At 71.0% G+C, this 14,977-nt stretch carries 13 protein-coding genes; 5 read left to right on the top strand and 8 right to left on the bottom strand.

Going from position 1 to position 14,977, the window contains the following annotated elements; genetic code table 11:
* Positions 1 to 6: 6 nt before the first annotated feature.
* Genes D3A59_RS15440 through D3A59_RS15460 form a run of 5 tightly spaced genes read right to left on the bottom strand, consistent with a single transcriptional unit; the run spans position 7 to position 6,563 of the window.
* The gene (locus tag D3A59_RS15440; RefSeq protein WP_119155838.1) at positions 7 to 1,029 is read right to left on the bottom strand and encodes a 2Fe-2S iron-sulfur cluster-binding protein; all 1,023 of its coding nucleotides are present in this window, start codon (positions 1,027 to 1,029) and stop codon (positions 7 to 9) included.
* A 2-nt stretch (positions 1,030 to 1,031) separates the two neighbouring features.
* Positions 1,032 to 1,790, bottom strand: coding sequence for an SDR family oxidoreductase (locus D3A59_RS15445; protein WP_119155839.1), 759 nt, complete (start codon positions 1,788 to 1,790; stop codon positions 1,032 to 1,034).
* 20 nt (positions 1,791 to 1,810) lie between these two features.
* Positions 1,811 to 3,583 carry an FAD-binding protein gene (locus D3A59_RS15450; RefSeq protein WP_119155840.1) on the bottom strand — a complete coding sequence of 591 codons (1,773 nt, stop codon included), beginning with the start codon at positions 3,581 to 3,583 and terminating at the stop codon, positions 1,811 to 1,813.
* Positions 3,580 to 5,322 carry an FAD-dependent oxidoreductase gene (locus tag D3A59_RS15455; RefSeq protein ID WP_119155841.1) on the bottom strand — a complete coding sequence of 581 codons (1,743 nt, stop codon included), beginning with the start codon at positions 5,320 to 5,322 and terminating at the stop codon, positions 3,580 to 3,582. Before D3A59_RS15455 ends, D3A59_RS15450 begins: the two co-directional genes overlap by 4 nt.
* A 44-nt stretch (positions 5,323 to 5,366) precedes the next feature.
* Positions 5,367 to 6,563, bottom strand: coding sequence for an acyl-CoA dehydrogenase family protein (locus D3A59_RS15460; protein WP_119155842.1), 1,197 nt, complete (start codon positions 6,561 to 6,563; stop codon positions 5,367 to 5,369).
* 188 nt (positions 6,564 to 6,751) lie between these two features.
* Here D3A59_RS15460 and D3A59_RS15465 point away from each other — a divergent pair, with 188 nt between their 5' ends.
* The 5 genes from D3A59_RS15465 (at position 6,752) to dmpG (ending at position 11,373) form a co-directional block, all read left to right on the top strand.
* Entirely contained in the window at positions 6,752 to 7,714 is a 963-nt protein-coding gene (locus D3A59_RS15465; protein WP_119155843.1) for a flavin reductase, read from the top strand.
* An 83-nt stretch (positions 7,715 to 7,797) separates the two neighbouring features.
* Positions 7,798 to 8,625: an alpha/beta fold hydrolase gene (locus tag D3A59_RS15470; protein WP_119155844.1), complete on the top strand. Its 828-nt coding sequence runs from the start codon at positions 7,798 to 7,800 to the stop codon at positions 8,623 to 8,625.
* Positions 8,626 to 8,628: 3 nt separating this feature from the next.
* A complete protein-coding gene (locus tag D3A59_RS15475) occupies positions 8,629 to 9,420 on the top strand; it encodes a fumarylacetoacetate hydrolase family protein (protein ID WP_119155845.1) in 792 nt (263 codons plus the stop codon).
* A 10-nt stretch (positions 9,421 to 9,430) separates the two neighbouring features.
* Entirely contained in the window at positions 9,431 to 10,354 is a 924-nt protein-coding gene (locus D3A59_RS15480; RefSeq protein WP_119155846.1) for an acetaldehyde dehydrogenase (acetylating), read from the top strand.
* Positions 10,351 to 11,373 carry a 4-hydroxy-2-oxovalerate aldolase gene (dmpG, locus tag D3A59_RS15485; RefSeq protein WP_119155847.1) on the top strand — a complete coding sequence of 341 codons (1,023 nt, stop codon included), beginning with the start codon at positions 10,351 to 10,353 and terminating at the stop codon, positions 11,371 to 11,373. The genes D3A59_RS15480 and dmpG overlap by 4 nt, the downstream gene beginning before the upstream one ends.
* A 382-nt stretch (positions 11,374 to 11,755) precedes the next feature.
* Here dmpG and D3A59_RS15490 read toward each other — a convergent pair whose 3' ends face one another.
* The 3 genes from D3A59_RS15490 to D3A59_RS15500 all read right to left on the bottom strand — a co-directional run bounded on the left by D3A59_RS15490 (position 11,756) and on the right by D3A59_RS15500 (position 14,811).
* On the bottom strand, positions 11,756 to 12,520 hold the full coding sequence (locus D3A59_RS15490) for an enoyl-CoA hydratase (RefSeq protein ID WP_119155849.1): 765 nt from the start codon (positions 12,518 to 12,520) through the stop codon (positions 11,756 to 11,758).
* A 129-nt stretch (positions 12,521 to 12,649) separates the two neighbouring features.
* Positions 12,650 to 13,594, bottom strand: a complete 945-nt coding sequence (locus tag D3A59_RS15495; protein WP_119155851.1) for a bifunctional OB-fold nucleic acid binding domain-containing protein/MaoC family dehydratase — start codon at positions 13,592 to 13,594, stop codon at positions 12,650 to 12,652.
* A gap of 2 nt (positions 13,595 to 13,596) precedes the next feature.
* Positions 13,597 to 14,811, bottom strand: a complete 1,215-nt coding sequence (locus D3A59_RS15500) for a thiolase family protein (protein WP_119155852.1) — start codon at positions 14,809 to 14,811, stop codon at positions 13,597 to 13,599.
* Positions 14,812 to 14,977 lie beyond the last annotated feature (166 nt).

Here is a 14,977-nt window from a genome sequence, read left to right on the forward strand (position 1 = left end):
TGGGGATCATTCCGGAAACTTGATGCGCAACTGAGCGCTGGTGGGCACGGCCTGGCAGGCCAGGGTCCAGGACCGGGCCAGGTCCCTGTCGCTCAGGGCCTCGTTGCGGCGCAGGTGCACGCTGCCCTCGACCACCTGGCACATGCAGGAGGCGCACAGGCCCTCCTCGCAGGAATGCGGCAGCTCCACACCGGCCTGCCGTGCCGCGTCGAGCAGCGTCTGACCGCCTCCGCAGTGCAGCCGGTGCACCTCGCCACCGATGCGGATCTCCAGCTGAGCCTCCGCCGGGCCGGAGGCCGGCTCCGGCGCGGCGGCCGGCGCCTCCTCGTCAGGCAGCGACGCGAAGCGCTCGACGTGCACCCGCTCGTCGGACACGCCCGCGTCCTGCAGCGCGGTCGCGGCCGCGTCCATGAAGGGCCCCGGCCCGCAGACGAAGGCCTGCGCGTCGCGCCAGGGGCGCAGCAGCTCGGCCAGCTGCGCCACCGTCGGCACACCCTGCACCGAGTCCAGCCAATGGACAACCTGCAGCCGCGCCGGGTGCGTGGCGGCCAACTCCCGAAGCTGCGCGGCGAAGATCACGGAGCGCTCGTCGCGGTTGGCGTAGAAGAGCAGCACGCGCCCGCTGCCGCGCGCCAGCACGCTGCGCAGGATCGAGAACACCGGCGTGATGCCGCTGCCGCCGGCCAGTAGCAGGAAGTCGCCCTCAAAAGAGTGCGGCGTGAAGACGCCGGCTGGCGGCATCAGCTCCACGGTGTCGCCCGGCCCGAGCCGGTCGCAGATCCAGTTCGAGCCCCGGCCCTGCGCGACGCGCTTGACGGTCACGCGCGGCGCCTCGTCCAGCCCCGGCGCGCTCGACATCGAGTAGCAGCGCCGCAGTTCGCGCCCCTCGACGGTCAGGCGCAGCGTCAGGAACTGTCCCGGCCGGTAGCGGAAGACCTTGGCCAGATCGTCAGGTACCTCAAACACCAGCGAGCTCGCGTCGTGCGTCTCCCGCACCACCTCCCGCACGCGCAATCGATGGAAGCCCATGCTCAGAGCCCCATGCCGAGGATTGCGTTGTCGGCGCGGATCTCGGCTCCGCTGATGGCGCTCGACTCGTCGCTTGCGAGGAACAGCATCACGTTGGCGATCTGTTCGGGCAGGCAGGCCCGGCCCTTGGGATTGGTCGCCGGATCAAACAGCAGGTGCTGCGCCGGCACGCCCGGCGCCGAGGCCTGCATCATCGGTGTGTAGATGCCGTCCGGATGCACCGAGTTGACCCGCACCGCATAGCGGCTCTTGCGGCAGTGCAGCGCCGTGGCCCGAGTGATGGCGGCCACCGCCGCCTTGGACGCGCTGTAGGCAAGGTAGCCGTCGATCGGCAGCCAGGACGACACCGAGGCCATGTTGACGATGCTGCCGCCGCGCTCCTTCATGGCTGCCACCCCGTGCTGGCAGCCGAGGAAGCAGGAGTCGGCATTGACGCGCATCAGCTGCTGGAACTGCTCCAGGTTCGCGGTCTCGACGTTGCCGGGGATCAGGATGCCGGCGTTGTTGATCAGGATGTCGAGCGATCCGAGGCGCTGCTGCACCGCAGCCATCACCGCTGCCCAGTCCGAATCGCGCGCTACGTCGTGGGGCAGGAAGAGTGCGCGCTCGCCGATCTCTCGCGCCAGCGCGTGGCCCGCTGCCTCGTTGAGGTCGCTGATCGCCACGCGCGCGCCCTCGCGCGCCAGCAACAGCGCCGTCTCGCGCCCCACCCCGCTAGCGCCGCCCGTGACCAGCGCCACCTTGTCCTGTACCCGTCCCATTGCGTCTCCTTGATCGGACCTCACCGGCCCCGCTGCATGCTTTGGTGTCCGCCCGTTCCAGCGCCGGCGTGGTGGTTCCCGTACTGGTGCTCGACCGCCGCAGCGCGCCCGGCACGCCGGCCCGAGAACACGCAGTCCGCCAGCGACAGGCCGCTGACGTAGCGGCACGAGGGAAGGCCGATCGCCGTGCGTCCCGCCGCGAACAGGCCGGGGATGTCGCCGCCCTGAGCATCGAGCACGTGGCCGTCGTCCTCGTTGACCCGCAGGCCGCCAAGCGTTAGTGTCGCGAGTGGGAAGAGCCGGGAGCCGATCGAGATGTCCAGCGCGTAGAAGGGCCCCTGCTCCAGCGGCTGCCGCATGTCGGCCGACTTGCCGAAGGGGTCCTCGCGGTGCCCGTGCACGGCTGCGTTGTAGGCCTCTATGCTGTGCTGCAGGTGCTGCGGATCGGCACCGATGGCATGTGCCAGCCCCCGTGGCGTCACGGCCTTGCGTGCCGTCAGCATCGCCGCCAGCGCCGGCATCCACTGGAAGGCCCACAGGCCGCCGAACAGGCACTCTCGGATCGCCCGGCGGCGCAGCCCGGCGTCGAGGACCAGCCAGGCCCGGCCGCCCTGGTGCACGACCATCTCGTGCCCGAGCGTCGCGCCGTAGACCTGCTCGTTGCAGAAGCGCTCGCCCCGGGCGTTGACGACGATGCCGCGCGGCCAGACCGAGGGCGGGGTGATGAAGCGCCAGGCGGAGACGTTGTCCAGCGCCTGCGCCTGCGCGCCCACGCTCTGGCCCAGCCGCAGGCCGCTGCCGTCGCAGCCGGCCCCGCCGATCGGCCAGCCGCGCCCGGCGTGCGGCGCGTGTCGGGCCATCAGCTGCGGGTTGTAGACGAAGCCGCCCGTGGACAGCACCACGGCGCGAGCGGCCCGCACGAAGCAGCGCTGCGCGACGGCCTGCTCGATCGCGGCGGCCTCGCGCCGCCAAGCCGCGGCCTTGCGCGGCCGGAAGGTGCGCCAGCGCGCCACCAGCCGGTCGAGCTCGGCATGCCGGCGCGTGAGCGGATGGTCCGGCGGCAGGCGCCAGACCTCGACCCCGATCACCCGGCCGCTGCCCTCCTCCCGCACCAGCCGGCGCACGCCGGCCTGCGTGAACGCGCGGGCGCCCGCACGTAGCGTGGCCGCCTGCAGTGCCGCGTAGAGCGTCGCCCCGGACTGTCTCCGGGCCAGCGCGCGGTGGCCGCGCGGCGCCGGGACCGAATCGCCCCGGCAGGCCGGCACGACCTCGTTGCCGGAGTAGTAGAGGAACTTGCCCTCGGGCGGGTAGGAGGTCTTCGTGTCCGGCATGCGCGCGTCGAAGCGCGCGCCCTGCCGCTCCAGCCACTCCAGGTTGGCCACGCTCTGCTCGCAGAAGCGCGCGAGCGTCGCGTCGCTCACCACCCCCTGGGTTTCGTGTCGCAGGTAGTCAAACATGGCCTGCGGCGTGTCCGAGAAGCCCGCCTCCTTCTGGTAGCGCGTGCCGCCGCCCGCGTAGACCACCCCGCCCGAGAGCTTGCTCGCGCCGCCGCCGCCGAAACGGTCGATCACCAGCACCGAGGCGCCCGCGTTGCGGGCCTCGATGGCCGCGCAGGCCCCGGCCGCCCCCCAGCCCACCACCAACACGTCCGCCTGGTCACTCCAGTCGAGCTCAGAGGCGTCGCGGACTTCGAGCGCGGGCTGCACCGGCGTGACAGTGCTGACGCGGCCGGGTTTCTCGTCCTTCCCGCCGCGGACCGGTGCGCGCACCACGGACACGGAGTCGCGGCTCATGCGGCCCGCTCCATGTCCTGACCCAGCAGATCGGTCCGCTCCAGCGCGATCGGGCGGCCCGCGATGCGCGCGACCGCCCGGAAGCCGAAGGTCATCGCGGGGCCGAGCGTCGAGCCCGCGCCCGGATAGGACGGGCCCATCACCGAGGCGGAGTTGTTGCCGATGCAGTAGAGGCCATCGACGGGCCGGCCCGTCGCGTCGAGCACGCGCGCATCCTCGTCGGTCAGCAGACCACCCTTGGTGCCGATGTCGCCGGGATACAGCTTCATCGCATAGAAGGGCGGCTTGGCGATCGGTGCCAGGTTCGGGTTGGGCTTCACGTGCAGGTCGCCGTAGTAGCGGTCGAACACGTTGCCGCCGCGGTCGAACTCCGCGTCCTTGCCGCTGCGCGCGTACTCGCCCATGCGCGCCGCGCTGGCCACGAGGCCCGCCGGGTCGACGCCGATGCGGCGCGCCAAGCCTTCGAGCGTGTCGTCCTTCCAGTACACCTGGCCCAGCCAGCTCTTGCGCAGCTTGCTGTCAGGCACCGCCGCTGAGGGCATCAGCGGGCCGATCGGGTACTTGGCGCGGAAGTCGGCGTCGAACACGATCCAGGCCGGCACTGCGGCCTCGCCTCGCTCGTGGCTGGCGTACATGGCCTGCTGGAACTCCGGGTAGGGACAGGACTCGTTGACGAAGCGCCGCCCCTGCGCGTTCACCACCATGCAGCCTGGCAGCGAGCGCTCGACGAAGACGGCACGGAACTTCTCCTCCTTGGGCACCTGCAGCGTGGGGGCGCCCCAGGTGTGGCCCATCAGGTGCAGCACGCCGCCGGCGGCCGCAGCGGCGCGGATCGCGTCGCCGGTGTTGGCCTGCGGCGGGGTGGCGGTCCAGGCCTCGTCGGTGGGCTGCGGCAGGAACTGCTCGCGCATCGACTGGTTGCGCTCGAAGCCCCCGGCAGCCAGCACCACCGCCTTCGCCGCGCGCACGCGAACCTCCCGTCCTTCACGTTGCAGCACCACGCCGGCCACTCGCCCCTCCTCCACGATCAGCGACTGCAGCGGCGCCTGCAGCCACAGTTCCACCTTGCGCTGGCGCAGCGCCGCGAAGAGGCCTCCCACCAGCGCCTGTCCGCCTGTCAGGCGCCTGTCGCGCCGCGTCTTGCTGCGCCAGGGGTAGTCCAGGAAGTAGCGCGCCATGATCCACATCAGCACGAACTTCGACTTGCGCTCGCGCGCCAGCATGGACTGCGCCTCGAAGGCGTTGATGTGCATGCGGCCGAAGATCAGCTGGCCAGGGTTGGTGGGGCGCACCTGCTCCAGCGCCCGCACGCCGAGCCTCGCGGCGTCGAAGTCCAGCGGGTCCATCGTGCGGCCCCCCGGCATCGCGCCCGCCATGCCGGGGTAGTAGTCGGCGTAGCGCGGCACGCTGCGGTAGGGCACGCCGATCCTCTGCAGGTAGCGCGCCATGTGGCGCGCGGTCTCCACGTAGGCCAGCACCCGCTCGTCGCTGGCCAGCCCCTTGGCGCAGGCCTTCACGTAGCGGAAGGCGGCGTCCACGCTGTCGCGCAGGCCCACGCGCGGCATGTCGTGGTTGTCGGGGATCCAGATGCCGCCGCCCGAGGTGGCGGAGGTGCCGCCGACCCGATCGGCCTTCTCGACCACGAGCACGCTCAGGCCCTCGTCGGCCGCCCGCACCGCGGTCAGCAGGGCGCCCGCGCCGGAGCCGACCACCACCACGTCGAACTGTTGCTGTTCCACCGCCCGCCTCTCCTTCGTTTGCCCGGGGTGCATCGACATGCCGCTCAGATGTAGGGATCGGCGTTGGGCAGGCCCAGCATCACGGCGCCATGGGCGCGGACGTAGGCGTCCGTGTTGTTGGCGATGTGGCTGCGCGCCTGGTGGAGATCGCGGAACGCGCGCTCGATGGGGTTGGTCTTGTAGCTGCCCGAGGCGGCACAGGCGCGCAGCAGCTCGTTGGCATGGTGCGCGCAGATCTTCGGCACCGCCGCCGACTGCGCGCGCTGCAGCAGCCGCTCCTCCACCGGCATCCGCTCGCCGGTCCGGGCGCAATGGGCGATGCGCGCGTAGTTGCGCTCCAGCACGAGCTTGAGCTGGTCGGTGGCGATCATCGCCTCGCTCACCGCCTGCTGCGCGTTCACGTCCTCGGCGGTCCTGTTGCCGTGCTTGCCGACATGCGCCGCGGCGCGGCGGCGGAAGCTCTCGATCGCGCCGTCCAGCGCCCCGATGCAGGAGGTCGACACCGCGCGCTGGAACACCTGCGTGAAGGGAATCCGGTAGAGCCAGCCGGGGTTGGTGGCGCGGCCCGGGCAGCCGGCGTCGCTGTGGTCGTTGGTGCGCTGCGTGCGGTGCTCGGGCACGAAGACGTCCTCGACCACGATGTCGTGGCTGCCGGTGGCGCGCAGGCCCAGCACGTCCCAGTTGCGCTCGATGCGGTAGTCGGACTTCGGCAGCAGGAAGGTCGTGTGCTCCAGCGCACCGGAGCCGTCGGCCTTGGGCAGCAGGCCGCCGAGGAAGATCCATTCGCAGTGCTCGACGCCGCTGGAGAAGCTCCAGCGTCCCGAGAAGCGGTAGCCTCCCTCCACCTTCTCGGCCTTGCCGGTGGGCATGTAGGTAGAGGCGATGCGGGTGCTGGTGTCGCGGGCCCACACGTCCTTCTGCGCGGCCTCCGGGAACAGCGCCAGCTGCCAGTTGTGCACCCCGATCACGCCGTAGATCCAGGCGGTCGACATACAGCCCTCGGCCAGCGCCATCTGCACCCGGTAGAACACGCGCGGATCCAGCTCGTAGCCGCCCCAGCGCCGCGGCTGCAGCACGCGGAACAGCCCCGCCGCCTCCATGTCGCGCACGGACTCGGCCGGGACGCCGCCGTCCGAATCGGCCTTCTGGCCCCGTTCGGCGAGCTTCGGGGCCAGGGCCCGGGCGTTCTGGATCACCTCCACGGCCTCGGGGCTCAAGTAGTCTTCGTGCGACGCGTTCATCAGGTCTCCTCGCGGGTTCTGCGCGGCCGATGCCGCGGCGTGCAGGCATGATCCCGGCGCCCGGGGCCCCGCCTCATCGTCCGATCGGACTAACGGAGGAAGGGGCTCGCCGGGATAGTCCGGCTGGAGGATTCGCGCCGCGTCGCGTGGCCGCACCCTCGCTCATCCCCATCCACCGAGGACGAGCCATGGAGTGCAGCCGACCCTTCGACCCCCGAGACTTCCGCCAGGCGCTGGGCATGTTCGCCACCGGCGTCACGATCGTGACCGCGCGCATGGACGACGGCACCCCGGTGGGCGTGACCGCCAACAGCTTCAACTCGGTCTCGCTCGAGCCGCCACTGGTGCTGTGGAGCCTGGCCCGCAACGCCCGCAGCCTGGCCGCCTTCCGCGGCGCGGGGCAGTGGAACGTCCACATCCTCTCGCGGGAGCAGGAGGCGCTGTCGAACCGCTTCGCGCGCGCCGGGGAGGACAAGTTCTCCGGCCTCGAGCTCGAAGCCGCAGTGACCTCGGCGCCGCTGCTGAGCGGATGCAGCGCGCGCTTCCAGTGCCGCACGCAGTTCGAGTACGAGGGCGGCGACCACGTCATCTTCGTCGGCGAGGTGCTGGACTACGACCGCAGCGAGCGCACGCCGCTGCTCTACGTCACGGGCGGCTACGCGCTGGCCACGCGCGCAGCGGGCCCCGTCGCGACCGAGCCGCAGTCGCAGCCGGCCTCCGCGCTGTTCTCCGAGGACCTGCTGGGCTACCTGCTCGGCCGCGCGCACTACCAGTTCCTCACCGCCGTGAGGCCGATGCTCGACCGCCACGGCCTGGCCGAGGCCGACTTCTTCGTGCTCGCGCTGCTGAGCGTGCGCGAGCCGCTCGGCGCGGACGGGATCGCGGCGCACACCGCCTACACCGGTATCGACCTCGGCCCGGTGGCGCTGCAGGCGCTGTGCGCGCGCGGGCTGCTGCAGGAGCGGGACCAAGCCTTCTCCTTGAGCGAGCGGGGACGCGACGCGATCCTGCACGTGCTGGCCGCCGCCAAGGCGGCGGAGGCCGACATCGCCGCGCGCCTGGACCCGGTGGAAGCCGCCGCGCTGCGCAACCTCCTCAAGCGGCTGATCGCCGTGAGCGACCCGGGCCTGCCCAAGCTCTGGACCGCCTAGCTAGTCCTTCTTGACGATGCCCGCGCCCGCCGCGCGCACCGACCATAGCCCCTCAAATTTCGCCCCTGCGGCGCGGAGCAACGATGGAACAGCAATCACCGATACCCGTGGGTCACTTCGCCGACATCGGCGGTGGCCGGCGCATCCACTACCACGACCGGGGCCAGGGCGAGGCCGTGATCTTCCTGCACGGCGCGGGAGCGGGCGCCAGCGGCTGGAGCAACTTCAAAGGCAACTTCCCCGAGCTCGCAGCAGCGGGCTTGCGCACCATCGTGCCGGACCTGCTGGGCTTCGGCCTGTCGAGCAAGCCCGACGTGCCGGCCTACGACCTGGACTTCTTCATCGAGGGGCTCAAGGGCCTGCTCGACGCGCTGCAGCTCGGGCAGGTCACGCTGCTGGGCAACTCGCTCGGCGGCGCGGTGGCGCTGGGCTACGCACTGGCCTACCCGGACGAGGTGAAGCGCCTGATCCTGATGGCGCCCGGCGGCGTGGAGGACCTGGACACCTACCTCGCGATGCCCGGCATCGCCAACATGTTTGACGTCTACCGCTCGGGCCAGACCGGCGAGGCGGCAATGCGCGCCGTGATGCGCATGCAGCTCTTCGACCCGGAGCAGCTGACGGATGACATCGTGGCCGAGCGCGCCCCCATCGCCGCGCTGCAGACGCAGGCGGCGCGCTCGGTGATGAAGGTGCCGAACATGACCGGGCGGCTGCACGAGCTGCGCTGCCCGGTGCTCGGCTTCTGGGGCGTGAACGACCAGTTCAACCCGGTGGGCGGCGCGATGAAGCTGGCGCAGCACTGCCCGCAGGCCCGCGTCCTCCTCGTCAACCGCTGCGGCCACTGGGTGCAGGTCGAGCATCGCGAGATGTTCAACCGCGCCTGCATCGACTTCCTGCGCGAGGGCTGAGCCATGGACACCCCACTGATCGAGGCCCTGGGCGACGAGCTGCATGCCGCGCTGCGCGAGCGGCGCACGCTGGCTCCGCTGACCGAGCGCCATCCGGACCTGACGGTCGAGCAGGCCTACCGCATCTCGCTGCGCCTGCTGCAGGGGCGGCTCTCTGGCGGCGAGCGCGTGATCGGCAAGAAGATCGGCGTCACCTCCGAGGCGGTGCAGCGCATGCTGGGCGTGTACCAGCCCGACTTCGGCTTCCTGACCGATGCGATGCAGTTCGAGGACGGCGCGCGCATCAGCCTCTCGGGCGCCGGGCTGATCCAGCCGCGCGCCGAGGCCGAGATCGCCTTCATGCTCAAGGCCGACCTGCAGGGCCCGGGCGTGACGCGCGAGCAGGTGCTGGAGGCCACCGACTGGGTCGCGCCCTGCTTCGAGATCGTCGACTCCCGCATCGCCGACTGGAAGATCCGCATCCAAGACACCGTGGCCGACAACGCCTCCTGCGGCGTCTTCGTGATCGGCCCGCAGCACACCGACCCGCGCACGATCGACCTGGCCGGCGTGCAGATGCGGATGTGGCGCAACGACGAGCCCGCCGGCAGCGGCCTGGGCTCGGCGGTGCAGGGCCACCCGGCCGAGGCCGTGGCCTGGCTGGCCAACACGCTGGGTGCCTTCGGCATCCCGTTCAAGCGCGGAGAGCTGATCCTCTCGGGAGCGCTCGCGCCGCTGGTGCCGGCCGCGCCCGGCGACCGCTTCCGCATGGAGATCGAGGGCCTGGGCGGCTGCTCGGTCGGCTTCACGGATTGAAGGATTTCTCATGAACCAGAAGATCAGATGTGCATTGATCGGGCCGGGCAACATCGGCACCGACCTGTTGATGAAGCTGCAGCGCAGCCCCTGGCTGGAGCCGGTGTGGATGGTGGGGATCGATCCCGAGTCCGACGGGCTGAAGCGCGCCGCCGAGATGGGGATGAAGACCACCGCGCAGGGCGTGGACGGCCTGCTGCCGCACATCGCAGCCGATGGCATCCGCATCGCCTTCGACGCGACCAGCGCCTACGTGCATGCCGAGCACAGCGCCAAGCTCACCGAGCGCGGCGTGCTGGTGATCGACCTCACGCCGGCCGCGATCGGCCCCTACTGCGTGCCGCCGGTGAACCTGAAGGAGCACCTGGGCTGGCGCGAGATGAACGTCAACATGGTGACCTGCGGCGGGCAGGCGACGATCCCGATGGTCGCCGCCGTGAGCCGGGTGCAGCCGGTCGCCTATGGCGAGATCGTCGCCACGGTGTCGAGCCGCTCGGTCGGCCCCGGCACGCGCAAGAACATCGACGAGTTCACCCGCACCACGGCGGGTGCGGTCGAGAAGGTGGGCGGCGCCAGGAAGGGCAAGGCGATCATCGTCATCAACCCGGCCGAGCCGCCGCTGATCATGCGCGACACGGTGCACTGCCTCACGGAATCGGATCCGGACCAGGCCGCGATCACGCAGTCCATCCACGACATGATCCGAGAGGTGCAGAAGTACGTCCCCGGCTACCGGCTGGTCAACGGCCCGGTGTTCGACGGCAAGCGGGTCTCGGTCTTCCTCGAGGTCGAGGGCCTGGGCGACTACCTGCCCAAGTACGCCGGCAACCTCGACATCATGACCGCGGCCGCCGCGCGCACGGCCGAGATGTTCGCAGAGCAAATGGTGTCGGGCGCCATCGACGCCGCACGCACCGAAGGAGCAGTGCAATGAGCCTCCAGGGCAAGAAGATCACCGTCCACGACATGACGCTGCGCGACGGCATGCACCCCAAGCGCCACCTGATGACGCTGGAGCAGATGAAGAGCGTGGCCTGCGGGCTCGATGCGGCCGGCGTGCCGCTGATCGAGGTCACGCACGGCGACGGCCTGGGCGGCGCCTCGGTCAACTACGGCTTCCCGGCGCACAGCGACGAGGAATACCTCGGCGCGGTGATTCCGCTGATGAAGCAGGCCAAGGTTTCGGCGCTGCTGCTGCCGGGCATCGGCACGGTGGACCACCTGAGGATGGCGCACGGCCTCGGGGTCCACACGATCCGCGTCGCGACGCACTGCACCGAGGCCGACGTGTCCGAGCAGCACATCAGCCAGGCGCGCAGGATGGAGATGGACACGGTCGGCTTCCTGATGATGGCGCACATGGCCTCGCCGCAGAAGCTGGTGGAGCAGGCCAGGCTGATGGAAGCCTATGGGGCCAACTGCCTCTACATCACCGACTCGGCCGGCCACATGCTGCCCGAGGACGTGAAGGCGCGCATCTCGGCGGTGCGCGAGGCGCTGAAGCCGGAGACCGAGGTCGGCTTCCACGGCCACCACAACCTCGCGATGGGCGTGGCGAACTCGATCGCCGCGATCGAGGCAGGGGCCAACCGCATCGACGCCGCCGCGGCCGGCCTGGGCGCCGGCGCCGGCAACACGCCGATGGAGGTGCTCGTGGCGGTGTGCAGCCGCATGGGCATCGAGACGGGCGTGGACGTGTTCGGGATCCAGGACGTGGCCGAGGACCTGGTGGTGCCGCTGATGGACCACATCGTCCGCATCGACCGCGACTCGCTCACGCTCGGCTACGCCGGCGTCTATTCGAGCTTCCTGCTGTTCGCCAAGCGCGCCGAGAAGAAGTACGGCGTGCCGGCCCGCGACCTGCTCGTGGAGCTGGGCCGCCGCGGCATGGTCGGCGGCCAGGAGGACATGATCGAGGACACGGCGATCACGATGGCGCGGCAGCGGGGCTGATTTTTTCTTGTGTGCATGGGTGCGCACGGCGGACCGGGCCGGCCGGTTCGGGGGTCGGCAGCGCTGCCCCTCGCTGCCCGCTCGGGGTGTCGGGCGCTGGACGCGCCCGACCGGTTCGCCCCGAAGGGGCTTCCGGCCCTGCGGGGCTCCGCGGCCCGGGGCGACCGGGTGAAACTCGGCCCCGGGTACAGGGCCTCAGACAACACCCGGTCGTCGCGGCTGCGCCGCGATGCCCCCGCGCCGCTGCACTCCTCGGCAGCGCAAACTCCCCCGCCCCGGCCAGCCCGGCCCGCCTGAAGCAGCGCCTCGGCGTGCGAAGAGCGAGAGGCGGTTTCGACCCTGAATTCGCTCTTGGATGGACGGCCGCCCCCGGCCAATGCCTTCAGCGGAAGCGCGAGAAGTCCGGCGCGCGCTTGTCGAAGAAGGCCTGCAGCGCCTCGCCCGCCTCGGCGCTGCGCAGGCGCCGCACGAAGCCCTCGACCTCGGCCGCGAGCGCGTCCTGCACGGCCTGCGCCTGGCCGCGGCGCAGCAGCTGCTTGGTCTCGCGCACCGCCGCAGCCGGCAGCGCGTTGAAGCGCCCGGCCACGCGCCGCGCGTGCGCCAGCACCTCGCCGGCCGGCAGGAGGTCGTTGACGAGGCCCATCTCCAGCGCGTCCGCGGCGCCGAAGGGCTCGCCGAGCAGCAGCTTCTCTGCCGCCCGCACATGTCCCGCGCGCAGCGGCAGCAGCAGGCTGGACGCGAACTCCGGCACGAGCCCGAGCCGGGTGAAGGGCAGCCCGAAGCGCGCCTCGTCGCTGGCATAGGCCAGGTCGCAGTGCAGCAGCATCGTCGTGCCGATGCCGATCGCCGTGCCCGTCACCGCCGCGACCACCGGCTTGCCGCATTGGATGAGCGCCTGCATGCAGCGGAAGACCGGCGCATCCGGTCCGTCCGGCGGGCTCTGCAAGAAGTCCTCCAGGTCGTTGCCGGCGGTGAACACCCCGGGCTGGCCGGTGATCAGCACTGCGCGCACTGCCACGTCGGCATCGGCGCGCTGCAGTGCGTCGGTCATCGCCTCGTACATCGCCATCGTCAGCGCGTTCTTCTTGCCGGGCCGGGCGATCTCGATGGTCTGCACGCCGTCGAGCACGGCGGTCTGGATGTCCATGGTGTCTCTTTCAAACGGGAAAAGGGGGCGGTCTCACCGGTGCGGTGGGATCCGCCCCCTGCCGCCCGGCCAGGAGCACGAGGCGTGTGTCGCCGCCCGCTCGCGCAGCCGGCGCCGCCTCCATGCGGCTCACATGTACAGCACGACCAGGTCGTTGATGACCGAGGGCCGGTCCTGCCCGACCACGTGGACGTTGATCTCCATCGTGATCTGCACTCCGCTCTTGACCTGCTGCACGTCCTTGACGCGACTGCGCGCGCGGATGCGGCAGCCCGAGGGCACCGGCGTCCGGAAGCGCAGCCGGTCGGAGCCGTAGTTCACCATGTTGGTGAAACCGGTGACCTCCCAGTCCAGCGGCAGCTGCAGCCGGCTGACGAGCACCTGCACCAGCGAGCCGTGGGCGATGGTGGTACCGAAGGGGCTCTCTGCCCGGGCCCGGACGGGGTCGGTATGGATCCAGTAGTCGTCCCCCGAGAGCGCGGCGAAACGGTCGATCAGCTCCTGCGTGACCTCGACCTCGTTGGACCAGCCGCCGAACTGCTCAGACACGAGTGAGCGCAGGCCCGCAAGGTCCTTGACGTCGATGCGCCGGCGCGGTGCGGCAGGCTGCGCCGGCTCCTGCGCGAGCGCCTCGGGCTGCCGTTGCCCGTCGATCACGGAGGGCTGCAGCGATTCCTCCGGCGTGTAGCGCAGCAGCGTGACACGGCCCGGCCGCTCATCGAAGACCGGTCGCACCCGCATGCCCACCCGCACTGACTCCGGCGCCACGCCCACCAGCGTGGTGTTGAGGTGCGGGCCCTCGTCGAGCTCGACCACCGCCAGCAGCTGCGGCAGCTCGTCGCTGAACTCCGGCAGCGTCGGCACGCGCGCCACCGTGTAGGTGTAGATCCGGCCGAGGCCGGAAACGCTCTTCCAGCCGAGCCGGCGCGAGCCGCAGGATGGGCAGTGCGAACGCGGGAAGAAGATCCAGTGGTTGCAGTCACCGCATTGCTGCAGCCGCATCTGGTGCTCGCGCAGGCCGTCCCAGAAGGGCTGGGACAGCGGGGTCGGCCGGGGCAGGGGCTTGTTCCACATGCTCAGGCTCCCTGCAGGATCAGCGCGCCCTGCTCGCTCATCACGCCGCCGGTGCCCGACACGTAGGCCAGCTCACGGCGCGCCAGCTGACGCTCGCCGGCCCGCCCCTGGATCTGGTGCAGGGCCTCGATCACCTGACTCATGCCACCGGCGCTGCCGGCCTGGCCGAAACTGAGTTGGCCGCCATGGGTGTTCATCGGGAAGTCCCCCTTGAAGCTCAAGTCGTGTTCTCGCAGGAAGCGCTGGCCCTGCCCTTTCTCGCAGAAGCCCGCGTCCTCTAGCGTCAGCAGCACGGTGATGGTGTAGCAGTCGTAGATCTGCGCCATGTGCATGTCGGAGGGCCGCAGGCCGGCCATCGCGAAGGCCCTGCGCGAGGCCGGACCAATGGGGGTCGACAGCATGTCCGACGCATAGGTCGGCGACTTGGACTGCACGTGCTCGCCGCATCCGATCACGCGCGCCCCGCGGTGAGCGCAGCGCCGCGCGATGTCCTCGCGCGTCACCACCACGGCGGCGCCGCCGGCCACCGGCATCACGATCTCCAGCATGCGCAGCGGCTCGGCCACCATGCGCGAGGCGAACACGTCCTGCACCGTGATTGGCTGGCCGTGGAACAGCGCCTGCGGGTTGTGGCAGGCGTTGAAGCGCTGGGCCACCGCAATGCGCGCCAGCGCCTCGGCGTCCCAGCCGTGCAGCGCCGCGTAGCGCTGCGCGATCATTGCATAGCCGGTGTTCTGTGCCATGTGCCCGTAGGGCAGGTCCATCTCGGCCTCGGGCGCGCCGTAGCGGGTGCTGTGTCCGCCGTAGCGGGCGGCCTTCATCACCTCGGCGGCGTGGTCGTCGTCCGGCGCCGTAGGCGCCAGGCGTGCCGGGATCACGCACAGCACCGTGCTGCACATCCCCAACTCGATGGCGGCCGCGGCGCGCCATACCATGCCTACCGCGCTGGCACCGCCGAGGTCCACCACCTCGGCGAAGTCCAGTCGCACGCCAAGGTACTCGCCCGCCATCGCCGGCACGAACATCCCGGCCTCGTGGAACTGCGGCCCCGTGAGCACGAGGCCGTCCACGTCCCCGAGCGTCAGGCCCGCATCGGCCAGGGCCTGCGTGCCGAGGTCCGCCACCTGTTCCAGATGGAACATGCGCGGCGCGCTGGCGTATTTCTCCGGCTTGTACTGCGCGGCGCCGACGAGCGCCGCCTTTCCTGTGAGTCCCATGCTGTACCCCGTTGGTCGTCGGCCCGCCGGGCCGCTGCACTGGCAACGATTCTGACCCTCGCAGGCGGTGACCCCATCGTCCGTCAGGACTAGGTCTGTCGCGGGCCGCCCTACTCTTTTCGGACGATGCCCGGACACGCCAGCAGCGAAGAATGCGACGCACCCG

Origin of the sequence: Caldimonas tepidiphila (genome assembly GCF_003569765.1) — a bacterium.
Classification (GTDB): domain Bacteria; phylum Pseudomonadota; class Gammaproteobacteria; order Burkholderiales; family Burkholderiaceae_C; genus Caldimonas; species Caldimonas tepidiphila.